At 44.8% G+C, this 23,798-nt stretch carries 18 protein-coding genes; 6 read left to right on the forward strand and 12 right to left on the reverse strand.

Going from position 1 to position 23,798, the window contains the following annotated elements; genetic code table 11:
* Positions 1-22: 22 nt before the first annotated feature.
* From MR764_RS16130 to MR764_RS16145, 4 genes are all read left to right on the forward strand, one after another.
* A complete protein-coding gene (locus MR764_RS16130) occupies positions 23-460 on the forward strand; it encodes a transcriptional repressor (RefSeq protein WP_247980478.1) in 438 nt (145 codons plus the stop codon).
* A 169-nt stretch (positions 461-629) separates the two neighbouring features.
* Positions 630-1,904, forward strand: coding sequence for an adenylosuccinate synthase (locus tag MR764_RS16135; protein ID WP_247980479.1), 1,275 nt, complete (start codon positions 630-632; stop codon positions 1,902-1,904).
* A 181-nt stretch (positions 1,905-2,085) separates the two neighbouring features.
* A complete protein-coding gene (locus tag MR764_RS16140) occupies positions 2,086-3,519 on the forward strand; it encodes a nicotinate phosphoribosyltransferase (RefSeq protein WP_247980480.1) in 1,434 nt (477 codons plus the stop codon).
* The gene (locus MR764_RS16145; RefSeq protein WP_247980481.1) at positions 3,520-4,623 is read left to right on the forward strand and encodes an alanine racemase; all 1,104 of its coding nucleotides are present in this window, start codon (positions 3,520-3,522) and stop codon (positions 4,621-4,623) included.
* 30 nt (positions 4,624-4,653) lie between these two features.
* On the opposite strand, the gene MR764_RS16150 is transcribed toward MR764_RS16145, so the two are convergent.
* The 9 genes from MR764_RS16150 to MR764_RS16190 all read right to left on the reverse strand — a co-directional run bounded on the left by MR764_RS16150 (position 4,654) and on the right by MR764_RS16190 (position 16,888).
* The gene (locus MR764_RS16150) at positions 4,654-6,168 is read right to left on the reverse strand and encodes an ATP-binding cassette domain-containing protein (protein ID WP_247980482.1); all 1,515 of its coding nucleotides are present in this window, start codon (positions 6,166-6,168) and stop codon (positions 4,654-4,656) included.
* Positions 6,169-6,183: 15 nt separating this feature from the next.
* Positions 6,184-8,001: a prenyltransferase/squalene oxidase repeat-containing protein gene (locus tag MR764_RS16155; protein WP_247980483.1), complete on the reverse strand. Its 1,818-nt coding sequence runs from the start codon at positions 7,999-8,001 to the stop codon at positions 6,184-6,186.
* Between the two features lies 1 nt (position 8,002).
* Positions 8,003-8,836 (reverse strand): hypothetical protein, encoded by an 834-nt coding sequence (locus MR764_RS16160; protein ID WP_247980484.1) that lies wholly within the window; start codon positions 8,834-8,836, stop codon positions 8,003-8,005.
* Between the two features lies 1 nt (position 8,837).
* Positions 8,838-10,409, reverse strand: coding sequence for a polyprenyl synthetase family protein (locus MR764_RS16165; protein ID WP_247980485.1), 1,572 nt, complete (start codon positions 10,407-10,409; stop codon positions 8,838-8,840).
* A 3-nt stretch (positions 10,410-10,412) separates the two neighbouring features.
* Entirely contained in the window at positions 10,413-11,588 is a 1,176-nt protein-coding gene (locus MR764_RS16170) for a radical SAM protein (RefSeq protein ID WP_247980486.1), read from the reverse strand.
* Entirely contained in the window at positions 11,569-12,351 is a 783-nt protein-coding gene (locus MR764_RS16175; protein WP_247980487.1) for a 4Fe-4S binding protein, read from the reverse strand. The genes MR764_RS16170 and MR764_RS16175 overlap by 20 nt, the downstream gene beginning before the upstream one ends.
* Positions 12,352-12,767: 416 nt before the next feature.
* Complete coding sequence (locus MR764_RS16180) at positions 12,768-14,225, reverse strand: aminoacyl-histidine dipeptidase (RefSeq protein ID WP_247980488.1); 1,458 nt, start codon at positions 14,223-14,225, stop codon at positions 12,768-12,770.
* A 46-nt stretch (positions 14,226-14,271) separates the two neighbouring features.
* Positions 14,272-15,660, reverse strand: coding sequence for an MFS transporter (locus MR764_RS16185; protein WP_247980489.1), 1,389 nt, complete (start codon positions 15,658-15,660; stop codon positions 14,272-14,274).
* Positions 15,661-15,769: 109 nt separating this feature from the next.
* The gene (locus tag MR764_RS16190; RefSeq protein WP_247980490.1) at positions 15,770-16,888 is read right to left on the reverse strand and encodes a DUF4831 family protein; all 1,119 of its coding nucleotides are present in this window, start codon (positions 16,886-16,888) and stop codon (positions 15,770-15,772) included.
* Between the two features lie 220 nt (positions 16,889-17,108).
* Between MR764_RS16190 and aat the strand changes: the two genes are divergently transcribed.
* Positions 17,109-17,774 (forward strand): leucyl/phenylalanyl-tRNA--protein transferase, encoded by a 666-nt coding sequence (aat, locus tag MR764_RS16195; protein ID WP_247980491.1) that lies wholly within the window; start codon positions 17,109-17,111, stop codon positions 17,772-17,774.
* 146 nt (positions 17,775-17,920) lie between these two features.
* On the opposite strand, the gene MR764_RS16200 is transcribed toward aat, so the two are convergent.
* From MR764_RS16200 to MR764_RS16210, 3 genes are all read right to left on the reverse strand, one after another.
* Positions 17,921-19,165 carry a radical SAM protein gene (locus tag MR764_RS16200; RefSeq protein ID WP_247980492.1) on the reverse strand — a complete coding sequence of 415 codons (1,245 nt, stop codon included), beginning with the start codon at positions 19,163-19,165 and terminating at the stop codon, positions 17,921-17,923.
* Positions 19,166-19,435: 270 nt separating this feature from the next.
* Complete coding sequence (locus MR764_RS16205) at positions 19,436-20,092, reverse strand: HAD family phosphatase (RefSeq protein WP_247980493.1); 657 nt, start codon at positions 20,090-20,092, stop codon at positions 19,436-19,438.
* A 76-nt stretch (positions 20,093-20,168) separates the two neighbouring features.
* Entirely contained in the window at positions 20,169-21,677 is a 1,509-nt protein-coding gene (locus MR764_RS16210; RefSeq protein WP_247980494.1) for an NAD(P)H-hydrate dehydratase, read from the reverse strand.
* A gap of 149 nt (positions 21,678-21,826) precedes the next feature.
* Here MR764_RS16210 and MR764_RS16215 point away from each other — a divergent pair, with 149 nt between their 5' ends.
* Positions 21,827-23,608 carry a peptide MFS transporter gene (locus MR764_RS16215; RefSeq protein ID WP_247980495.1) on the forward strand — a complete coding sequence of 594 codons (1,782 nt, stop codon included), beginning with the start codon at positions 21,827-21,829 and terminating at the stop codon, positions 23,606-23,608.
* The last annotated feature ends 190 nt before the right edge of the window (positions 23,609-23,798 follow it).

The raw sequence follows: 23,798 nt of genomic DNA on the forward strand, positions 1-23,798 counted from the left end.
CCTATTTAAAATTGGTTTAATTATGAATAACCAGAAAACCCGGGAAACAGTAAGAACAATGTTTACCGAATACCTGGAAAAGAACGGACACCGAAAAACACCGGAAAGATTCGCTATTCTTGATGAAATTTATTGTCGAGACGGACATTTCGACATTGAGTCGCTGTACATATCGATGAAAAACAACAACTACCGGGTTAGCAGGGCTACACTTTACAACACCATCGATCTTTTACTGGATTGCAAATTAGTGGTAAAGCATCAGTTTGGGAAAAATATTGCTCAGTTTGAAAGAGCTTTTGCCACGCTTCAGCACGACCACCTGATTGATATGACGAATGGTACTGTTATGGAGTTTTACGATCCCCGTATCCGAGAGATTATTGAAGATGCCTGTAATAAGAACAATTTCAGGCTCTCGCATCACACGCTGTATATTTATGGCGAACATGTGAAATAAGTGAAGTTACCGCTTCATTAAAAAATATTAAGATCCTTCCCTGCGAAGGATTTTTTTATGTGTGCAAATAAAATTATTACTACTTTTAAATGCTTAAATCGAAAGCCGTGAAAATTCGTCGTCAAAGATTAATTTTCACGGTTTTGTATGTAATATAAAAATCAAAATCATGAAGGTAGATGTTTTGTTGGGCCTCCAGTGGGGAGACGAAGGAAAAGGCAAGATTGTGGATGTGCTTACTCCAAAGTATGATGTTATATCCAGGTTCCAGGGTGGTCCCAACGCTGGTCATACACTCGAATTCAACAACATCAAACACGTACTTCATACCATTCCTTCGGGAATCTTCCGTGAAAACAAAATCAACATCATTGGAAATGGAGTAGTCATCGATCCGGTGGTTTTCAAAAAAGAAATTGAAGCGCTGAATAAAATTGGCGTTGATATCTCGAAAAACCTTTACATCTCGAAAAAAGCCCACATGATTTTGCCGACCCACCGAATTTTGGATGCCGCCTCGGAACAGCAGAAAGGTGCAACCAAAATTGGATCGACATTAAAAGGTATCGGACCAACTTACAAAGATAAAATCGGCCGCGACGGATTGCGTGTTGGTGACCTGCTCCACAACTTTGACGAAAAATACACTACGCGTATCGACAACCACAAAGTAATGCTTACCGAGTTTTACAAATTCAACTACGAAGAAATGTTGAACGAGTGCGAAAAAGACTGGTTTGCCGGGGTTGAAGTATTAAAGTCGTTCCAGATTGTAGATACCGAACATATGATCAACGATGCGATAAAAGAAGGGAAATCGGTATTGGCAGAAGGAGCACAGGGAACTTTGCTCGATATCGACTTTGGTTCGTATCCGTTTGTTACCAGTTCGAATACCATTTGTGCCGGAGCATGTACCGGACTTGGCATTGCCCCACAAACCATCGGCAAAGTGTTCGGGATTTTCAAAGCGTATTGTACACGTGTTGGAATGGGCCCGTTTCCGACCGAATTATTGAACGAAACAGGAGATAAAATGCGCGTGGCAGGTCACGAATTTGGATCGACAACCGGTCGTCCACGCCGTTGCGGATGGCTCGATTTGGTAGCTTTGAAATATTCGGTAATGCTAAACGGAGTAACCGAACTCATCATGATGAAAGCCGACGTACTCGATGATTTCGAAACCATAAAAGTTTGTGTGGGCTACGAAATTGACGGCGAAGTGGTGGAACAGTTCCCGTTTGAACTGGACGACAGCGTAAAACCGGTTTATGTGGAACTGCCCGGCTGGCAAACCGATCTTACCAAAATTAAAGATCAAAATGAATTCCCGGAAGAACTGAACAACTACATCAACTTTATTGAAGACGAGATGGGTGTTCCGGTTTCAATCGCATCGGTAGGTCCGAACCGCGAACAGACCATTTTCCTGGAACAATAAGAAAAAAAGCAATTCAACATACAGAAAACGTTTCTTCGCATTGCGCTGGAACGTTTTTTTATTTTCATATTTTCATTTTAGTTAAGTTTTTTGTCTGAATAAAGGGCAATCCCCGCCGTTCTGTTTTATAAACAGATTTTCTTGATTATATTTAATGCACTGCTTTAATTCGGGGGGAACAATGCAATTAAGCGATCAAAAACTGGGACTTTATACTGATTTCTATGAGCTGACCATGGCTCAGGGATATCTCGCCTGCAACAAACAAAACCAACAGGTTTGCTTTGATTATTATTACCGAACCAATCCTTACAAAGGTGGATTTACCGTTTTTGCAGGCCTGCAGGATTTGCTCGACATGCTGAGCGATTTCACGTTCACCGAATCCGATATTGAATATTTAAGCAAACAGGGATTCTCTACCGATTTCCTTGATTATTTAAGTGATTTCAGGTTTAAAGGACGTTTATTCAGCGTAAAGGAAGGAGAAATTGTATTTCCAAATGAGCCGCTTGTACGCGTTGAAGGTAACATTATCGAATGTCAGCTAATTGAAAGCCTGTTGCTGAATATTCTGAATTTTGAGTCACTGATTGCCACGAAAGCTTTTCGCATTAAATTAATCGCAGGAGAAAGACTGTTTGCTGATTTTGGGTTGCGCCGGGCTCAGGGACTTGGATCCATTCATGCAAGCCGGGCAGCAGTAATCGGGGGCGCAAGTTCAACGTCCAATGTGCTGGCGGCAAAACTTTTTGACATTCCTGCCAGCGGAACAATGGCGCACAGCTGGATACAAAGTTTCGACAGCGAACTGGAAGCTTTTCGTTCGTTTGCCCAAACCCATCCCGACAATACGATTTTGCTGGTGGATACCTACGATACCTTACAATCAGGTGTTCCGAATGCCATCATCGTTGGGCACGAAATGCGAGAGAGAGGCGATCAGCTAAAAGGCATCCGGCTCGACAGTGGCGACCTCGCCTACCTGAGTAAAAAAGCCCGCAAAATGCTGGATATGGCAGGGCTTGAGGATGTTCAGATCATCGCCTCCAACCAGTTGAATGAGTACGTTATCAAAACGCTGCTTCGCGATCAGAATGCAGCGATCGATGGATTCGGAATCGGAACCGAACTGATCACCGGGAAAGATAACGCTGCACTGGATGGCGTGTATAAACTGTCGCTTATCGACAGCGAACTTAAAATGAAGTTTTCTGAAAATACAGAAAAAATAACGCTTCCGGGAAGAAAGCAAGTAATCCGGTATTTTGATGAAGATGGAAAATTCTTCCGCGATGGAATTATCCTCGAAGAAGAAAACCACGAGGAATTGGACAAAATCTATCACCGGGTTTATCCCGAAAAAAACTCGGAAGTTTCCGGGCTGCAAAAAGAGCACCTCATGGAACTTGTTTTTTCTGACGGCAAAACATTAATTCCAAGAAGAAAACCACAGGAAATTCACCGGTGGCTGGAAGAACGATCGCAACAATTACCTGAAGAACACAAACGATTTATAAGTCCGCATATTTACAAGGTTGGAATATCGGAAAAACTGATGAACGCCCGCAACACCCTAACCATTAAATTAAAAACCTTACACCAGGGAAAGTAAATGATTGAAATTATCAGACCCACTTTTGTTATCGACAAAGAAGTTTGCTTGCAGAACATCGAACGAATGGCTGAAAAAGCCAAAGCGCACAACATGCGTTTCAGACCTCACTTTAAAACCCATCAATCGGCTAAAGTCGGTGAGTGGTTTCGCCACTTTGGAGTAGATGCCATCACCGTGTCGTCGGTCGGGATGGCTGAATATTTTGCCATGAACGGATGGGACGACATCACCATTGCTTTTTCCCTGAACATACTTGAAATGGCTCACATCAACCGACTGGCCGCTTCGGTAAAGCTAAACGTTTTACTCGAAAACAAAGAAGCTGCTGAAGTACTCGCCGCGAAGGCCCAAAACCCAATTGGGGTGTACCTAAAAATCGATACGGGCTACAACCGAACAGGTATTCCTTTGTCGCGAACAGGAATTATCGATGCCATTCTCGACACCATTGCTGCCAACAAAAAAATAACTTTCAAAGGATTTCTGACCCATACCGGGCACACCTACGCAGCCCGCTCTACCAACGAAATATTTAGCCGTCAATTTGATGCGCTCCTCAAAATGAAAAGTTTGAAAGCAGCCTACCTAAAACGATTCCCTAAGGTGGAAATCAGTATGGGAGACACACCTTCAGCGAGCATCTGCAGTAACTTTAGCGGAGTTGACGAGTTCAGGCCGGGCAATTTTGTGTTTTACGATCTGATGCAACAAAACCTGGGCGCCTGTTCCATGAAAGACATTGCCGTTCGGATGGTCTGCCCCGTAGTGGCCAAACACGTTTCCAGAAACGAAGTGGTCATCTACGGAGGTGCAGTACATTTTGCAAAAGATAGCATTCTTAATACCGACGGAAAGCCTTTATTTGGCCGGATTATTATTGAAAAAGACGGAGAAAAGCAACTGCTCGATACCAACAACTATTTATCCAGACTGTCGCAGGAACACGGAATCATTAAAACAACTCCCGCCAATTTCAGAGAAATTAATGTGGGCGATTTAATAGAAGTAATTCCCGTGCATTCGTGCTTAACTGCGAACCTGGCCAAAACCTACCTGACTACTGACGGAGAAGAAATTCCTACGGCAAATACTTACCTTTGACGGAACATCGGAACAAAATACATCAGCACATCAGGAGATTTTTCCCTGGCTTTTGATTCGCCCGTTTTCCAGCTCCAATGCATGCGTGATACATCCCGGAATTTCCTCTTTGCGGTGCGTTACGTAAATCATGGTGGTTGAATCGTTCCCGCAAATTTGATCGAGCAAGCCGATAAAACGCCGGGTATGTTCAGAGTCAAGGCCCTGACACGGTTCATCAAGGATCAGCAGGTCGGGAGACTTTACCAGCGCCCGCGCTAAAAGTATAGTTCGCTGCTCGCCCAACGAAGCATGTAAAAAAGACGCTTCCCCGATATTTTCCATTCCCAGCATTTCGAGCCACTGCTTAGCTTTTGTATGTTGTATTTTCGAATTCGTGGTATTGAATCCAACCTCATCTTTAAAACCCGACAAAACCACATCGGCACAAGTGAGCGAATTGTAGCTTAACTCGCTACCGGCGGTCGGCTTATACATTCCGCGGTGCCGAAGAAAATACAAATGCAACTCGGGCGAAACAAAACCGATCTTTTCCTTTATTTCCCAAACGGTTTCACCACTCCCCCTTCTGCGGTCGAAAAGAATCAGATGATTGGAATACCCCTGCGGGTTATCGGCTGTTATCAGGCTTAGCAATGTGGTTTTTCCTGCGCCGTTGTGCCCGCTCAACACCCATCTTTCACCCGTATTTACTTCCCAGTCAATATTGTCAAGCACCTTCTTCCCTCCGTAAGCAACCTGAACATTCGTCATTTGTACAACCTGGCGATAATTCGTTTTAGCTGTGGATAACTGAGTTAAAAGTTCAGAATTAAAAGGCTTAATGTGCAAAGGATTTCTTCTCATCAAATGCAGATACTCCTGCGCATGAACCGGAGGTTTTGTATGACCTTCATCCATCTCCACCACCCAATCGGCAAATGCGGGAATCGAAGCGGGATCGCTTACAACAAGCAGCGCCAATCCTTTTCTTTTCTGATGTTCCAGGATCGAAGAAAGAGTTTCCCGCGCATGAACATCCAATCCAATAAACGGCTGATCAAGCACCAGTAAATCAGGTTCGTTCAACAAAGCCACTGCCAATTGTACTCTTTTACGCTCACCGTTACTTAACGACAAAATGCGTCTGTCGGATAAATACCCGATTTCAAGTTCGTCAGTAACCTTTGTAAATTCCTCTTCCTGAAGATCGGGCACTCTTCGCTTAAAAAATTCCAGCACGGTCGGTATTCCCTCGTCATTGGCACTTTCGTAGCGCTGGCCATAATACGTGGTGCGCAAACCGGCCGAAGCAATAAAGCGGTCTTGCTGCGGAACAAAAACCACGCTCTTTTTTTCAGCTATCTCAACCGCTCCATGGGTCGGATGCAAATCACCAGCAATGAGCCGGGCTAAAGTCGTTTTTCCACTTCCGGAAGGACCGGTAACCACGACCGTCTCCCCCTTTCGGATTTCCAAACTAACCGGCTGAAGAATGGTTTTATGGTTTGCCCGAAATTCGATGTCCTTCGCCGCTGCTATAATGGCCTGCTCCTGTAGTTTCATCCTTACTGTAAAACTTCAATTTTTAACGGATTCACCAGCAAACAGTTCATCGGTACGGCAAAGCGCTTCCAGGTAGGAAGTAACGGGATATAACTTTTCGTCGTACCAAAGCGAGGCAAAATAAAGCCCGATAGGCGCCGGTTTAAACCCGTTTTTCTGAATATACGTTTCAAGCCAGCGGTGGCCCTTCTTGCAAACAGCTGTATTTTCGTTCGAAACCAGCGCAGAAACCGCCAAAGAAGTTTCTTCAATGGTTCCCGGAATATTTTTTCTGCCTCCCCAGCTTCCGTCAGCATTCTGTGCTGAGATTAAAAAAGCCTGTCCTTTTGCGATTAAACGCGTTAGTTTATTTTTATTGGATTCTGAAAGCCAACTGTGCGTTAAAGCATCCTTTAAATAAGTGACTACTTTTGCGGTTCCGTAAACCGGATTGGAATGATCCCCGGTCAACTGATTTCCAAACCAAAGCGGCAGCCAGCTTCCATTTTCCGATTGCTTGTTCTCCAGGTATTTTAAGGCACGTTCAAAAATGGCTTTCAACGCGCGCACATCCTTGTTTCTTATTTCCTCCCGATAGGTTTCCAACACCGCCGATACCGCCAGTAGACAGTGTCCGGTTAAGTCAGCACAACTCTGATCGAAAGGCAGTTTTCCCCATCCGCGCGAAAAAGTCGGGAATCCACCATCGCTGTTTTGCAGACTCTTCAACCATCTGGCTCCGTCCAGAATTTCCTTTTTCACCTGACGTTCCGGTTCAAGATTCAGCAGCGCCAAAATTACTCCGGGAGTATCATCTCCATCCGGAACTGAACCTGAGAAACTGGTCCAGCCCCAACCACCGGGACCGGTGCCATTAAACGGATGAACCCGGTCGTTCTGGATCAGTTTAAAATGGTCGGCAATATCGTCTTCCTGGTCGGTGGTCATAAAACCACTTAAATTCGCACGAAAAGCTTTTACCGAAAGCGATGTAACCCAGGTTGACAAATCCACATCAATCGGCCAGCCTCCGTCTTCGCGTTGTGTACGTTTTAAAAACTGAATTCCTTTTTTCACCACCTCGGTATCGGCAAAACCGGAATTGATCAAACTCAACGCAACAAAAGCCGTTAAAGGAATGGCCTCCAGAAACCCACCACTCTCGGGTAACATGCGATGCAAAATATTCATCGCTTTTTTGATGGAAAATCTCCGCACCAACCGCCAGAACAAGTTTGATTTTTTCTTTTTGAAAACAACAATTCCTACTGCTACCAGCGCCGGAATGGCATAACTCACCACACTCAAATTCAGCAACCGGTAAAATTGCCTTGGCAGAAGAGAAAGCTCAAAAGGCAGTTGAGGAATATGATTGAACGCATCTTCTCCCGGCACACCACACAGTCCGCACATCGCCAGAATCGGCACCGAAAAAGTGTAGTCTTTCTGATAGTGCGCCAAAATAAATTCAGCCACTTGCGGAGAATTCACATCAATTTTCAACGTATTCAAATAACCCGCAATTTTCTGCTGCGTTACTTTGACTGCAATTTCCTTTGCCGAATAGAGATTTAATGCCGCGTAAACCAGTAAACTGGTACTAACATTTCCCGGGCTTTCGGGAGTGTCGCCATAACTGCCATCGTTGTTGATGTTTTGCTGCAGCCAGTAAATTCCCTTTCTGATTTCATCCGAATTATTCTGCGGATCGTCAAAATGCAGAGCAGCAACAGCCACTGCCACTCCCAGTGCACTCGACGAAAGCCGGCCTTCCCAGTACCCTTCGGGGTTGAGTTCGGAGGCCAGCATCCGGCCTACTTCGTTTAGCTGTTGATGTATCTTTTGTTTGTCCATTTTATGAAAGCAAACCCAAAGTTAGCAATCCATAAAAAGAATATTCCAAATCTTTGGAAGAATCGCCATCGCCCGACAAAAAAGCGCCGTTATCGTAATTGTCCTGAACCAGCGTCAAACAATCAGGCATCACCATCCGAAGATCGGCACCTACTTTTTTAAGCACAAAAAGCGCTACGGCCGTTGAAAGCAGATCGGCATTTCCCTGATCGCGGAACGTTTTAAATCCCTTACCTCTTTCAAAATAATTCATTAAAACGGCGGCTTCCTTGTTCACCTCTTTACCTGTCAGAAAACATGCAAAAAGCAACGAAGCGTAGAAACTACAGGGTAAATTTTCGTCAGGTTTGTAGAAATTAAGAAAGAGCCTTACAAAAAGATAAGCCAGCCGGTTTTTCCCGTAAAGCGCGTCAAAACTCAGCATAAAAAGGAAAAAACGATATGCAGTATTCAGGTTTTTGCCCCCTTTGCGAATCCATCTGATTAACTCAAAAAGGGATGGTTTTTTGAAGTCGTTTTCCAACATCTGGTTGATCAGCAGCAAGGAAAATTTATCGACTACTTTTTCAGATTCCGGTTGAAAAGACGAAGTGAACTTCTTCAGATTTTCCTGCTGCTTTTCCAGCTTTAGTGCTACCGAAAGCCAGCTTCCAAACAGCGAATAATACAGGTCGGGATTTCCGGCGCGGTTCGAAAAAGCACCGGTTGTATGCTGTTGTGATTTTACAAATGCCAGCACCTCCGCCTGACTCGCTTCATCGAGCAATAAAAATCCTTTTTCAATTTCGGAAATGAACTGAAGAAATACGGGTTGGTATGCTTGTTTCCGTGCCACGTTATGCTTTGAATACTTTACCCATTACACCGTACAAACTCAGGCGCAATTTCCGGTTCTCCAATTGGTTGAGCCCGGCGTAACACTTTTGGACATATTCATCCAGGTATTGATCTGCCGATTTCTCTGTCTCATACACTTTGAAACTCTCCAACAGTAAATCAAAACTATCCGTTTGAATGATTTCTGAAAACGTGGGAGAATGTCCGTTGATACTTTGTTTTAGCAGCGACAACAGGAAAGGAAAATCAAAAGCATGCTTCTTATCGTTGGTCTCACGGAGTTCGTTCAGATCGTCGCGGATCTGGTAGGCAATTCCAAAATATTCAGCAAACTGAGAAAGAACAGACAACTCACTTTCCGATGCATTTCCGGCAATGGCGCCGGTTAATAGCGCGACTTTCACAGCCTCTCCGGTTTTTTGCTCAAAGATTTTCAAAACCTCTTCCACCGATTTTTGTGCGATATTCTGTTGTAACAGGATGTCAGCCCCCTGCCCTTCCGACAAATTCAGGTGCGAGGTAGCTACCACTTTCAAACATTCTGCTTTTACTTTTGAATCGCACGGAACGCCAGCCAGCAACTGATAACCCTTTCCGATCAAATAATCGCCGATGTTAATCGCCACCGGGATTCCGGCTGTTTTATGCAACGCCGGCTGATCGTAACGAAAATCCTCATCGTCCTGAATATCATCGTGCACAAGCGATGCTTTGTGAAAACACTCGATGATCACTGCCAGCGCCTGCTGCACTTCCTCCGAAATTTCGCCGGAATACGATTGATAAGCCAGCAATGCCAGTAAAGGACGCATCCGTTGTCCGCCCAAAGCCATAGTCGCCCGGGCCAGTTTTTCTGTCTCAGTGGTTCCTTTGAAGTATTTTTTCAGGTTCTCTTCCGTAAAATATTCTTCCACCTGGTTTCGGATCATCGAAACCGAAAGTGGCCTTGATTCTGTTTTTTCAGTGATCTGATCAATCTCTGAAAACAACCAGTCGTAATCGAGTGAAGTATTGCTGCAACCATCAAACAACAACGGCAAGCCAATGACCGGAACAGCGGCCCGCGAAACCGGCTCAAACGAATTTTGCAAAACCGGCATACAACTTACACCGATCACCGCATCAATCGAACCTTCTTCCACCAGGCCGATGGCAACCGTTGTTCCCTCGGCCACCAGTGTTGAATAGCCCAGTTCTTCGGCTTTTCCCAGAATATCGTCGATCTGACAACCTTTGCATCCGGCGCAGATCAGTCCCAGTTCATCAAAAACTCCTTTACACTGAAGGTTATTCCGGAGACACTGCGGCAACAGCAGCAAACGACGGTGAAACGGTGTTGCACTCACCACCTCGCGCCAGGTTTCGTTCCCCAGCAAAACAATGGTAAAATCAAGAAACTCCTCATCCATATTCAGCTGAGACAGCAGTTCCCTCGACTTTGCCTCCAGCAACTCAAAAGAAGCCGGTGGCAGAATTTTATTCTGTTCAGCAAACAAAACGACTTCCTTCCGCAACAATTCGCGGATTCGCTTGTCCTTCGGGACTTTCAATATGCGTTTTTTTGCCTTCATTTTCTATCCGTAAGCGCCCAAGCCAAAAAATGCGCGTTTTTTGGCAAAGCGGTAAATCCATCCTTTCTCCGGCACCGGAACTCCCGAACCGTGACTCGGAACCGGCGGCATAGCCCTTAAACGAGCCGCTTCGTTTTCCCTGCCGGAAGAATCAGTGGCTTTGTGTTGCTCTGCCACATCCACCAGCCAGTTGGGATCTTCCATCACAATACAACCCGTGGTTTTGTGCGGAATATCATTGCGCAAGGTCTTCAAAAAAGCAGATTCGCTGTATATCTTTTCCAGCGGTTTGTCGTTCACATTTTCGGCAGCAAACTGAATAACCGGGCAAGGTTCCACATAACCAGAGGCATTGATGTGGTGACTTAATCCGGTAGCAGCCGGGCAAAGTCCGTTGCCATCCTGGTCCCAGTAGGCATCGATAATGGCAATATCGAATTGCGAACGGGCATCTACCATAAACTGCCGCAATTTTTGGATTTCAGCTTTATCCAAGGCCAGTTCAACGCTTGAATCGGCTCCCACCGGGCGGTAAATGTAGTACCAGAGGTAAGCCACATTTTTTTGAATCAGCGAGTTGATAAAATCTGCCGACAAAGCCAGATCGATGTTCGATTTACAAACACTCATCGCCACGCCGGTAATCAAGCCTGCGTTGGTTGCATTTTCAACGGCTTCCACCGTCCGGCGAAAAACATCTTTTCCGCCCCTGCGAACATCCGCCACCACTTCATCGCCTTCAAAACTGATCAGCGGCGTTACATTTCCAAGTTTTCGAAGCTCGTCGGCCACTTCCGGAGTTAGTAAGGTTCCGTTGGTAAACAGCTGAAAATAACAATCAGGATGTTGACGCAACACCTCAAACAGCGGTTTATAGGTAAGAGGTTCGCCACCCAGGATTCCAAAAAAATACGAACCTTTTGCTTTGGTCTCTTCAATGATCCGGTTCAGCGTTTCGGGCGACATGCGGGCGTTTTTCTTTTTATGCGTCACCCAGCAGCCCTGGCAATTCAGGTTGCAGTCGTCGGTAACCGAAATAAAATGAAAAGCCGGGAAAAAATCACCCTTTTTCAATCTTCGCTGGTAACGCGCAAAACTAAGCGAGCCCTTCACCCCCATGTTGTACACAAACTTGTACAGGCATTTTCTATCGGTATTTTTAAGAATCCTTTTTATCATTCTTTGTAAAATCCAGTCCCATTTTAAATTCTTCCAGCGCTTTTCTGCGCTCCTCTTCGGCTTGTTCAACAACTCCCTGCCTGAAAATGTTGCGCCGGTTTTGATTTCGTGCATTCAGGGTGGTGAGCAGACTGCCTTTATCGATGCCGATCTTTTGCCCGTTGGGTTCGTCGCCGGCCAAAACGGTGTTTTCAGCCAGTCGCGGAAACATAATGGCCGAAGTGGGACATGTACGTCCGCAGGCCGGGCACTGATCCTTGCAAGCCAGCGGATCGACCACTTTCAAACTTTTGCGGTCGTAACTGTAAACACCAAACAAGCAAAAACGGGCACATTTTCCGCAAAGCGTACACAACGACTCATCGATTACCGGAAACCACGCGGGCACATTCAAATCAGTGATCTGTACCTGGTAACGCGCTTCTCCCTTCGGAATCTGATAATCATATTCAAGCTTCGAGAAGATCTTTTCAGCCGACAGTTCCTTAAAATTCAGCACCTCAAAATCGCCCATTTCAATATGGTTCTGACGGAACATATTTTTAATAGCACGCGGATAGCAGGCCACAATGATTTTCTGCTGAAACTCCTGCCCGATCGTATTCAGCACATCCTTTTCATGGAGGGTCATCGCACAAAGATCCTGCAATTCAAAAATATCGGCATCGAAATTTTTCAACCCTTCAGCAATCTTATCCAGCGATTCAGCTGAGATTACATTTGCTTTGCAACGGCAAAAAAGCACACCTGTTTTTTTATCCATATACACTTTGGTAAGGCAGACTAAATAACCAAAAATTTAGGCAAAACAAAAATGTATGCTACAGAAAAGAGGAGTAGCACAACGAATTCGAATAGAAATCGAAAATTATTGGAAAAACGGCTGGGAAAAATAGATAATCAACCAGAAGGAGTCGATAGTTGACCAGAAAAAATGGATAATCGATCCACAAAAATGCAAAAACGCCCCGTAGGAATGCATGGGAGAACTGAAGGAATGCACGGGAGGCGGAAGGAACGCACGGGAGGACTGAAGGAACGCATGGGAGGCTGTAGGAATGCATGAGCGGCCGGAAGGAACGCATGAGCGGCCTGTCGCTACAAAAACAAAAGAGATGTCATCCATCAACTGACGAATGACATCTCTTACCGGAATCGACGATTAAAAATCGCCGCTCCTTATTTTACAGGAATATTTTCGAGTGTATCTACCAGGAAGTCCCAGTATTTTTGCACGGTTTCGATATTCACTTTTTCATCAGGCGAGTGTGGATACTTGATGGTAGGCCCAACCGAAATCATGTCCCAGTTGGTGTAAGTTGCCCCCAGGATACCACATTCCAGTCCGGCATGCATAGCCAGCAACTGCGGTTGTTTTCCAAAGCGTTTTTCATACAAACCTTTCATTTCTTCCAGAATTTCGGAATTGACATTGGGTTGCCATCCCGGGTAACTTCCGGTTAAGTTTACTTTAGCGCCTGCCAGTGAAAACACAGCTTCCAAACGGGTAGCCAGCGCCAATTTTGCAGATTCGGAAAAGCTGCGTACCAGGCAAGCCACGGTTACTTTGCTTTCGTCTGACTTAACAATGGCCAGGTTCGAAGAGGTTTCAACGGTTCCCGGCATGGTGTCGCTCATACGAACCACATCGTTTGGAGCCGCCCAAACCGCATTGGTGAGTTTCTTTTGCAACGAGCCGGCCATTCTTGTTTTGGGCAATTCGGTTGCTTCGAGCGCTACCGACAAGCCCGGCTCTACATTGATCAGTTCAGCTTTGATTGTTTCGCCCAATTCGGCTACCAACGCTTCAAGTGCATCTGCTTTTTTCGGTTTTACCAGCACCACGCCAAAAGTTTCGCGCGGAATAGCATTCCGAAGACTTCCTCCCTGGATATCGGCCAGTTTTACACCCAGCTGTTCGCTTGCAGCTTTCAGAATGCGGAAAAATACCTTGTTCGAGTTTCCTCTTCCCAAATGGATATCCACACCCGAGTGCCCGCCTTTTAATCCGGTAACACTTAGTTTAAACGCAGCATATTTCTTATCCGTCTTTTTTACTTTGTTTTTGAAGGTAGCCGTTACGTCGATACCTCCGGCGCACCCCACACTAAAAACGCCCTCGTCTTCGGTATCGGTATTGATCAGGATGTCAGCATCAAGCAAACCCGCTTTCAGACCGATGGCTCCGTCCATTCCGGTTTCTTCGGTTGCGGTAAGCAACACTTCGATGGGACCGTGTTTAATGGTTGACGATGCCAGTACAGCCAAAGCCGAAGAAACACCAATTCCGTTATCGGCGCCGAGTGTAGTTCCGTTGGCCGTTACCCACTCTCCATCAATATAAGCCTCAATCGGATCGGTCACAAAATCATGTTCCTTGTCGCTGTTTTTTTGCGGAACCATATCCAGGTGTCCCTGCAACACAACGGTTTTACGGTTTTCCATCCCGGGTGTTGCCGGTTTTTTGATGATCACATTGCCCACTTCATCCATAAGGGTTTCGAGGCCCAGGTTCTCACCAAATTTCACCGCCCATTCGCGAATGGCTTCTTCATGTTTCGACGGACGAGGAATCTGCAACATTTGATCAAAGATGCTCCAAACCTCGGTTGGTTGTATTTCTTTAATTTGTGTCATAACGTGTGTTTAATTTTATTCGTCTATCTTAAACCTCAAACTTCAATTATTGTTTGATGTTGGGCAATTCAAGACCGTAACCTTTGCGTTTATCTTCCAATTTCAGCAGAAGAGCGGTAACCAATGCCAACACAGTCAATACCACGAAAATGGTCCAGGTGGTCTGGTAATCGTAGTTTACCATTTCGCCGGCAGCTTTTGCTTCAGCCACCCCGGGATTGGTTTTGTCGAGTACAATACCTACTGCGAGCGGGATTCCCCACAAACCAAAATTCTGTACCCAGAAAATAAAAGCATAAGCACTACCCAATTGTCTTTCAGGAATAATCTTTGGAACCGAAGGCCACATGGCTGAAGGCACCAGCGAGAATGCGATACCCAACAGGATTACGTTAAAGAAAGCAGCCACAACGCTGGTAACAAACGGCAGGTAGAAAATACCGTGAACGATGATCAGCAGAACAGCGCCCAAAATCATAATGGAAGCTCCTTTTCCTTTTTTATCGTAGATACTTCCGAAAATCGGGGTTAGTAACATGGTTCCAAAAGGTACCAAACTTGGTAAAAATCCGGCCCAGTCTTCGCTAACGCCAAACTTGTTTACCATCAAATCGGGTCCGTATTTGTAGAACGGGAACACGGTAGAATAAAAGAATACACAAAGCAGTGCAATCAGCCAGAATCCCCAGTTTCCAACGATTACCAGCAAATCAGAGAATTTAAATTCGTCGCCGTGGCCGCCGTCTTCTTCATGAATCTGAACATCCAGCTTTTTATCCATTACATTGTAATAGAAGAAGCCAGCCAGACCAAGAACCAGGAAAACCACCACAATAAGAATAGTGGTTGGCACATCGTAAGTATTGGCGATTTTTGCACCAAATGCAAGCGGAGCAAACGATCCCAAACGGGCAATGGCAACCTGCATTCCCATGGCAAGGGCAATTTCTTTTCCCTTGAACCATTTGGCCACCGCTTTCGAAACGGTAATCCCGGCATATTCAACCCCCACACCAAAAATGGCAAAACCAAATCCGGCCCAGAAAACCTGCGTGGTTAAATCCAGGTCAACAAGGGGAATATGTATGATGGCATCCGGACTTCCGATTAATCCCTTAAATGCAGCATATTTGATGACACCACCAATAATCATGATTACTGCCGAGCTGATGGTACTAAAACGGATTCCGAATTTGTCGAGAAAAATACCAACAATCACCAACATCATCAGGAAAACGTTGAATAAACCATAGGCGCTGGTAATAAATCCGAAATCGGAGCTATTCATGGCCAGTGTGCGCTCCATGATTGGTTTTAAAGGTGAAATCACCTCGGTAAACATGTACCCGGCAAACATTGTAAACGACAATATCACCAGTGCAATCCATCTTGCCTTCTTAGAGTCGCGAAGAGTTTGCTTAATCGCATTTGTCATACTTATAAATTTAAATGAGTTTTTTCTGAGCAGATAAAAATAAGAAAAATAAAATACCGTGGAAATGACACAAAAGAAAAGGGTAGCCGTCGTGACTACCCTGTATGGTTTATTTTTTTACCACCGATTTAATTGCCCCTGTTCCGGGATGGAAACTGACGGAATAAGCTCCGTTTAGCAGTTCTTCGGGAAGGGGTGCCACTACACCAAACTGCGCGATGGTTTCACGGGCAGTTGCCAGCGTATTCATTTCATACGACACTTTTATGTTTGCTACACCCGGCATGCGGTAATAAACACCACTGCTTCCGGCATTCGGATTATCTGATTTAGCATTGCCTGCATACTGATCGGCCAAACCGGGCACGGTTTCAAACTCGATCATCACCGGTTTTCCTGACAGATCAGAGGCAGGAACTACGCCGTTTTCATCTGAAATGCGAAAAGCCACCGACGGATTTTTATCTTTTGCTCCGGGAATATAGTCAATACTGTAGCTTTCTTTTTTGTAGGTAGTTCTTCCCACAAACAACGTAATGTAATTTTTTTCGGTCCTTTTCAGTTCTTCGAGGCTTACTTCATACGCCTTTCCATCGGGGTATTCGCCGTCGATCCGCAAGGCTGCCAGATCGTACTGATTCATTCGGGCATTTAGAATACGACGGGCTGCTTCGGCCGCTTTTTGCTCCACGCTAACCCTTGCCGGGCGGAAATTATTGGAAGAATCTCCCTGAGTCACAAAAGGCGTATCGGAAAAATAATCGAACGAAAATCCATCTTCCTTATCGGGTTTTTGCCCGACTTTGTTCGACATACATACCTCAGGCAAGGCTTCGGTATTGGACGAATTGATGCCCGCTATGCAACCGTCGGCAGCCAGACTGACCAATATGGCTCCGTCTCCGAATGCCTTGTGCACCTGCTCGGGATCAGGCTCTGAAAAGGTCGTGATTTTTACTTCCGAAATCAGCCACTGAGTTGACGGTTTGGTTTTGGCATCTTTAATACCCAGCAACTGCTCGGCATAAACCGCATAAGGCCCCGGCTCAAACTTCTCGCGAATTGCTTCAATGTGCAACTTTATTCCGGTACGCGGCAAGGCATAGGCAATTCCTTCGGTAACATAAGTAGTAACGCCTTCTTCATCTTCTTTCTTCTTTTTCTGTCCAAAAGATGGAATTACAATCAGCAGTGCCAGTACAAGCACCAAATATTTCCTTGAATTCATTCTGTACATCTTGGTATTTATTTTTGTTATCTGAACTTCGGTTTAATAAAATCTTTACTCACTCATCTTCTGCAAGTATATGCAATAAGATATTTTAGTAGAACATCAAAAATATTAAAATTATTTTGATGCGGCCATGAAAATTCAAAGCGACAAGGATTAAACGCAAAAAGCAAGCCTTGGCGCAACCGATAAGCAGGCCTATTTAATATATTTGCGCATGATGATAGAATTTCCCGATCCGAATTTAGCCGATGATGAAGGGTTGATAGCCATGGGAGGAGAACTCACTCCCGAATTCCTGTTATCGGCCTACCTCCAGGGAATTTTTCCGTGGTTTTGTGATGACGAACCTATCTTATGGTGGTCGCCCAATCCCCGAATGGTGTTGTTGCCCGGGGATTTTAAGGTCAGAAAGAGTTTGCGACAGGTGTTCAACAAAGGGACTTTTGAACTGCGTGTGGATACCGCATTCCGTGAAGTGATTACCAGCTGCAGCAAGATCAAAAGAAGTCACGAGGACGAAACATGGATTACCAGCGACATTATTGAAGCCTATGTAAAACTGCACGAGCTCGGATATGCCCATTCGTTTGAAAGCTATTTTGAAGGAAAGCTGGCAGGTGGTTTATACGGCCTTTCGCTTGGCAACTGCTTTTTTGGAGAGTCGATGTTTTTCTCAAAAGCCGACGCCAGCAAAGTAGCCTTTTATCACCTGGTTCAATTTGCATTGAAACACCGGTTTGCGTTTATCGATGCACAGCAACCCACCGATCATTTGGCCAGTATGGGCGCAAAGCCCATTCCCCGAAAAGACTTTCTGGAAATGCTGGAAACTGCCATTCAAGAGACCACACGCCAGGGGAAATGGACCAATCTCATCTGAATTTTCAATAATTAGTGAATAAAATCGGTTCTCGCCAAGCAAACAAATAAGCGCTAAGCCCGCAAAACACTGATTCTCTGAATTTCATTTTCGATCTCAAAAACACTTTGCATTCTTTGCGTGAGAACTAGTCCCCGACAACTAAATCAATACTCACGTAAACCTCTTTCCACATATTCCAGTTGCCAGATTCGGAACAACAAAGGATCGGTTGGAATCTGATCCGGTTCGTGAGCCAGTATATCCTCCACTGCATTTCGGTCTTCATCATCGAGCAAAGTAGGCTTCAACATTTGCTCTTTTAAGTAGAAATATTTCTTTCCTGCCAGTTCAAATTCAGTCACGGTATTGGTTTCGGGCTTTACATCAAATATCCTGAAAGCTTTATACGAAAGTATTTTCCCGTCGTATTCGCGGATGTAGCCGTTTTGGGTGAGCACCTCATCGGGACTGGCAAGAGCATGTGCCAGCCGCGTTCTGAATCCTGCTTTCTGAAAGCGGTTTTTAAAGTAGAAAGAGCAATAGTTGATACCGATATCCAGACTGTTTTCCCGTGCAGCATTTAATATTTCAAGGGCAGCCATTTCCGATTCAAGCACTATCGGATGTTCCGCATGAATGTAACTGTAGTTCCTTTTGCTCAAATGTTTCACATTGTGTGTCGTCAAACGCAGCTGGTGAAGATTCAGGTTGGTGACACCTGCTTCCATCATTTGCGGAAGCAACTTTATGAGCTGGTCTTTTCGCTCCGGAACCGCGGGGATTTCAATCGTTATATTGGGGATGATTCCTTTTGCCAGTTTCAGCTTATCAAGGCTGAAAGCGGTAGCTCCAATATCAAAACGAACTTCGTTGATCCCTGCCGATGCCAGTTTTCGAAACTTCTGCACATCTCCCAGAATTCCATTGGTGTACATCCAGGCATAAAGCTCAGGTTTGCATCTTCGTCTTACCTGTTTCAAATAATCGAGCGTCCGATCGAAGAATAATAGTGGCTCTCCCCCGCTAAAACTAACTCCTTTAAAATTGAAATGGTTGATGTATTCGGCGTATGCCTGTGAACTTGCGAATGTAAGATTCTGCGTAGTGGGCAAATCATCTGTAAGCTGCGACGTGGGACAATAAAAACAAGAAGCATTGCACTTGCCGGTAATAAACAGACAACTCCACTGCCCCAAACCACACAATTTACAACCGTTTGAAATTCGGTTATAATAAGGTTTTGTTTCCTTAAAAAGGAGACTTCCATCTAGTTCTGCGGTAAGTTCGTCTCTTTTTTCCTGTGCCTCGCGGGCAGCGTAAGTATTTAACCACTTTAAGTCACTCCACGCTGAAAATTCGGCTTTATTCCTGTTCACCAGCGAATTCAACCAGTTGTAATAGGGTTCCATAAAAACAGTTCAAAAATGGATAATGAACGAATGAAAAACGGGGGGTAAGAATATGGAACCGGGGAATCAGAGTTCAGAAAAGATAAACATGAACATGAGCATTTCCGCTCTGTGATAACAGGCAGGACGAGTGCTTCCGATTTTATTTCTACGATTCATGTTCTGTTTATTTGACAGGCAAATGTACGTAAAAGCCAAATACAAAAATCACCGTTGGGGAACGGATGAAAAAAATTCAGAAGCCTGTAAAATTCGAAGTGAAGACACTTCTTAATTCAGAAAAGCACTGCGATCAACCTGCTCAAAATGAGTAATGATGGGATAATTATATTTTCCGAATCGTTGGGGAGTGCCATTTACCACCATAATGTTACCGGCTCCGGCATTTCGGGCCGCTTCCACACCGGCCATTGAATCTTCGAAAATCGTTACATTTTCGGGAGAAAGTCCCAGCGCCAAAATTGCTTTACTAAAAAGATCGGGATGTGGTTTTCCCCGGCTGGTGCCATCGTTGAAAATAATATGATCGCGGCGGAAATGTTCGAGTAAGCCCATGTGTTGAATAAAAAAATCGACGTTGTTTTTTGCCGACGCCGTAGCAATGGCAATTGGCACCTTGTTTTCCGTTAGAAAATAAATGAGATCCAGTGCTCCCGGAGCCCACTCCAGGCCCTGTTCCAGACACATTCTTCGGTAAATCACTTCTTTTTCCTCGGTCAACCGATGTACTTCGTCTTCATTGCACGGGCGTTTAAACAGGTATTCAAAAGTGTCTTTTGCATTGATTCCGTGTATCCAGGTATCCTTTTCTTCCGAACAAAGTTTTAATCCATAGTTTTCCATAAACTCGTCCCACGAACGGTTTTGAAGTTCGGTATCCCAAAAAAGTGTTCCGTTAAAGTCGAAAACGACGCCTTGTGTTTGCATTTGAAAATATTTTGGATGCTGATAGAAATTCACTTTGATTATCTCAATAAACGAAAGGATGAGCCAAATAATATGATCAATTCATCATTTTTCTGAAAGCCTCACCCATTTCTTCTACAATATCGCCGGCAATCAGCGAAAACTCCGATCTTTTTTGGGCAGCAACATCACCTGCCAGGCCGTGAATAAAAACCCCGGTCAGTGCAGCTTCTTCCGGTGACATTCCCTGTGCCAGTAACCCAAGAATCACCCCCGTGAGTACATCGCCACTGCCCGCTGTTGCCATCCCGGGATTTCCGGTCGAATTAAAAAACAGTCTTCCGTCGGGCAATGAAACCGAAGTGCATGCACCTTTCAGCACCACCACACAGCGGTACTTTTTTGAAAACTCCAGCTGTTTCTGAATACTTTGATATGAATTTTCGGTATCGCCCACCAAGCGTCTGAATTCACCCGGATGCGGTGTTAATATTGACCCTGCCGGAAGTTTATCGAGCCATTCTTTTTGAGCCGACAGGATGTTCAAGGCATCTGCATCGATCACCAAAGGCACTTTGGCACTTTCGAGCAAAGCGCAGAGGGCTTTCCGCGTATTATGTTTCTGATCCAAACCCGGGCCAACTCCAATGGCAGAATAAGGTTCCAACTTTGGAAATTCAGTAAAAACCGAATCGTGCTGATCGACACTGGCCATGGCTTCGGGCACTGCCGTTTGTAAAATGGAATAACCAAGTCTAGGAATGTGAGTAGTCAGCAAACCAACTCCCGCCCGCAAACAGGCTTTTGAAGAAAGAACAGCGGCACCCATTTTTCCAAAACTTCCGGCAATCAGCAAAGCATGCCCCAACGTTCCTTTGTGCTCAAATTTTGATCGTACTGGGATCATTTCCTGAACCTCTTCTCTTTCCAGCCAGTGATAAAGTGATTCTTCCTTCTCAATTCCATCGGGATGCAAACCAATCGGTAAAACTGTCCACTCGCCAACATACTGCTCGTTCTCGGCAAACAGAAAACTGATTTTTGGAAATTGAAAGGTCAAGGTAAAATCGGCCCTGATGATGTGATCGGTGTTACCTGAGTTATCTTCTCCCATCAACCCGCTGGGAATATCGATGGCAATAATGGTATTGGTGGTCTGATTCATAAAATTGACAAGCGCAGCCGGCAAACCTTCGAGCGGCCGGCTTAGTCCTGAGCCAAACAAACCATCCAAAACAACGTCATCGTCCTGCAAGTTGGGAATGTCTTTAACCTCACGAATGCGTGAGAGTTTTACACGGCCCTGCTCTTCAAGCCGCTGCCAGTTTGTTGCCGGCGATCCTTTCAGTTCTTTTCCAAAATCCACTAAATAAACTTCGCAGGAAAAATCAAACTCAGCCAGCTGACGGGCAATCGCCAGAGCATCTCCCCCGTTGTTTCCCGGCCCGGCAAAAATCACCATTCTTTGTTCCGTGGAGAATCGCTGAATGATCCAGCTGGTAATTTGCAGCGAGGCACGTTCCATCAGATCGATATCGTCAACGGGCTCGTGTGAAATGGTATATTGATCCAGTTGGGCAATTTGTTTTGTAGTGAAAAGCTTCATCGACAACTTTTTTATCAAAATTACAAAAATATGGGCATCAGGTTCAGGAAAATCAACGAAGCTGACCTTTGTCTGTATCTCAACTTAAAAAGAATTCTATATTTGTTCGGTTTCTAAAGTGAAATTAAAAATCAACAAAACTTATCCATATGTTCAAAAATCATCCTAAAGGGCTTATTGTTGCCTTTTTCGCTAACATGGGCGAACGTTTTGGCTTTTACACCATGATGGCCATCCTGGTACTTTTCCTACAGGCCAAATTTGATGTAAATGCAGAAACAGCCGGAAGTATTTACAGCTGGTTCTATTTTGCCATTTACGCGCTGGCCTTGCTTGGTGGTATTATTGCCGATGCAACCAAACGATATAAATCGGTCATTATGGTCGGTATCGTAATTATGTTTCTCGGTTATGTTATGATGGCTATTCCAGGAATGAGTCTGACCACAACCGTTATCTTTCTTTTCACCATCGCTTTGGGGAATGGTCTTTTCAAAGGAAACCTGCAGGCTGTGGTGGGACAGATGTACGACAATCCGCAATATGAAAAACTGCGCGACAAAGCTTACCTGTTATTCTATATGGGAATTAATGTGGGCGCCTTTTTTGCACCGTTTGCCGCCAATGCTGCCCGTAACTGGTGGCTAAAAACAAACGGATTGCTTCACGACGGAAGTTTGCCGGCCATGTGTCACCAGGTATTGAATGGTACTTTAAAAGACATGGACACTTTTCAACAGCTGGCCAATTCGGCTAACATCAATGGCCCGGTTACCGATCTTACCGCGTTTGCACAAAACTATATCGAAGTATTCTCGAAAGGGTATAATTACGCATTTGGAATTGCCGCCGGTGCTATGTTGATTTCACTGGCTGTATATATTTTCTTTAACCGCCTCCTTCCAAATAAGGAAGTGGTTAAATCAGAAAACAAAAACGAACCCAACATTGGTGTTTTCAAGGTATTCCTTTCGCTGGCAGTAATGGCAGCTGTTACTTCACTTTTCTTTATTCTGAAAATTGATACAGGTATCGGTTTTGCTGTTGGTTTGTTTGCCGCTTTCATTACCTGGATCGTAAGTATATCAACCAAAGAAGAAAGGCCACGGATTATTGCTCTGTTGCTGGTTTTCGGAGTGGTAATCTTTTTCTGGATGTCGTTCCATCAAAACGGACTTACCATGACATTCTTTGCCCGCGACTATACCGCAAAAGCTGTGGGTCCGTTCACCTATTTGTTCTTTGAACTGGAAAATATACTGTCGGTTATCGGAGTAATCGCCGGTATTGTCTTGCTGGTAAGAAAAGGCACGTCCAAACAACGCATCATCGGATTGGTGATGACTATTGCTTTCGGAATACTGACTTACTTCTTCCTCCACAAAGCCGGAACAAGTAACGACATTCAGCCGGAAGTATTCCAATCTTTCAACCCGTTGTTTATTGTTTCTCTTACCTTTTTGGTGTCTGGAATTTTCACCTGGCTTTCTGACCGGGGCAAAGAACCATCAACACCACGCAAAATTGGTATCGGGATGATCATTGCAGCTGTTGGATTTCTTGTAATGCTTGTGGGTTCGCTCGATATCGTTTCGCCTTTTGAACTAAACGGAAGCCCGGTTCCTGATTCATCAAGAATCTCGCCTTACTGGCTGATGAACAGCTACCTGATTCTTACCGTTGCTGAATTATTCCTGAGCCCTATGGGACTTTCGTTTGTATCAAAAGTTTCGCCGCCGCGCTTCCAGGGCTTAATGCAGGGAGGTTGGCTACTCGCAACAGCCGTTGGTAACAAACTGCTCGGAATCGGAAGTTTCTTCTGGGACAAAATCGAGATCTGGCAGTTGTGGGCCATTTTTGTGGTTTGCTGTCTGCTCTCGGCCGCTTTCATTTTTACGATCATGAAACGTCTGGAAAGACTTACACAATAAAGAATCTTGCATTTAACGCAGAAAAGAGGTTGCAGTTGCTGTAACCTCTTTTTTATTCTATCCAATGTCTCGTCCTGAAATAGCGTTACACAAAAAGTAGCGTTATGAAAGAAATCAATCATTCACAGTACGTTAAGCGTACACAGAAGGACTATTCGATGTCCTTTAAATTGCAAGTTGTCACTGAGAT

Source organism: Maribellus sp. YY47 (assembly GCF_023111095.1).
GTDB lineage: Bacteria > Bacteroidota > Bacteroidia > Bacteroidales > Prolixibacteraceae > Draconibacterium.

What these genes read in the sequence shown, in the direction of transcription:
- MR764_RS16135 (WP_247980479.1), top strand. Translation starts at nt 630, where the DNA reads ATGAAGGTAGATGTTTTGTTGGGCCTCCAGTGGGGAGACGAAGGAAAA.
- MR764_RS16150 (WP_247980482.1), bottom strand. Translation starts at nt 6,168, where the DNA reads ATGAAACTACAGGAGCAGGCCATTATAGCAGCGGCGAAGGACATCGAA.
- MR764_RS16130 (WP_247980478.1), top strand. Translation starts at nt 23, where the DNA reads ATGAATAACCAGAAAACCCGGGAAACAGTAAGAACAATGTTTACCGAA.
- MR764_RS16140 (WP_247980480.1), top strand. Translation starts at nt 2,086, where the DNA reads ATGCAATTAAGCGATCAAAAACTGGGACTTTATACTGATTTCTATGAG.
- MR764_RS16185 (WP_247980489.1), bottom strand. Translation starts at nt 15,660, where the DNA reads ATGACAAATGCGATTAAGCAAACTCTTCGCGACTCTAAGAAGGCAAGA.
- MR764_RS16210 (WP_247980494.1), bottom strand. Translation starts at nt 21,677, where the DNA reads ATGAAGCTTTTCACTACAAAACAAATTGCCCAACTGGATCAATATACC.
- MR764_RS16165 (WP_247980485.1), bottom strand. Translation starts at nt 10,409, where the DNA reads ATGAAGGCAAAAAAACGCATATTGAAAGTCCCGAAGGACAAGCGAATC.
- MR764_RS16155 (WP_247980483.1), bottom strand. Translation starts at nt 8,001, where the DNA reads ATGGACAAACAAAAGATACATCAACAGCTAAACGAAGTAGGCCGGATG.
- MR764_RS16190 (WP_247980490.1), bottom strand. Translation starts at nt 16,888, where the DNA reads ATGAATTCAAGGAAATATTTGGTGCTTGTACTGGCACTGCTGATTGTA.
- MR764_RS16170 (WP_247980486.1), bottom strand. Translation starts at nt 11,588, where the DNA reads ATGATAAAAAGGATTCTTAAAAATACCGATAGAAAATGCCTGTACAAG.
- MR764_RS16205 (WP_247980493.1), bottom strand. Translation starts at nt 20,092, where the DNA reads ATGCAAACACAAGGCGTCGTTTTCGACTTTAACGGAACACTTTTTTGG.
- MR764_RS16200 (WP_247980492.1), bottom strand. Translation starts at nt 19,165, where the DNA reads ATGGAACCCTATTACAACTGGTTGAATTCGCTGGTGAACAGGAATAAA.
- MR764_RS16180 (WP_247980488.1), bottom strand. Translation starts at nt 14,225, where the DNA reads ATGACACAAATTAAAGAAATACAACCAACCGAGGTTTGGAGCATCTTT.
- MR764_RS16215 (WP_247980495.1), top strand. Translation starts at nt 21,827, where the DNA reads ATGTTCAAAAATCATCCTAAAGGGCTTATTGTTGCCTTTTTCGCTAAC.
- MR764_RS16175 (WP_247980487.1), bottom strand. Translation starts at nt 12,351, where the DNA reads ATGGATAAAAAAACAGGTGTGCTTTTTTGCCGTTGCAAAGCAAATGTA.
- MR764_RS16145 (WP_247980481.1), top strand. Translation starts at nt 3,520, where the DNA reads ATGATTGAAATTATCAGACCCACTTTTGTTATCGACAAAGAAGTTTGC.
- aat (WP_247980491.1), top strand. Translation starts at nt 17,109, where the DNA reads ATGATGATAGAATTTCCCGATCCGAATTTAGCCGATGATGAAGGGTTG.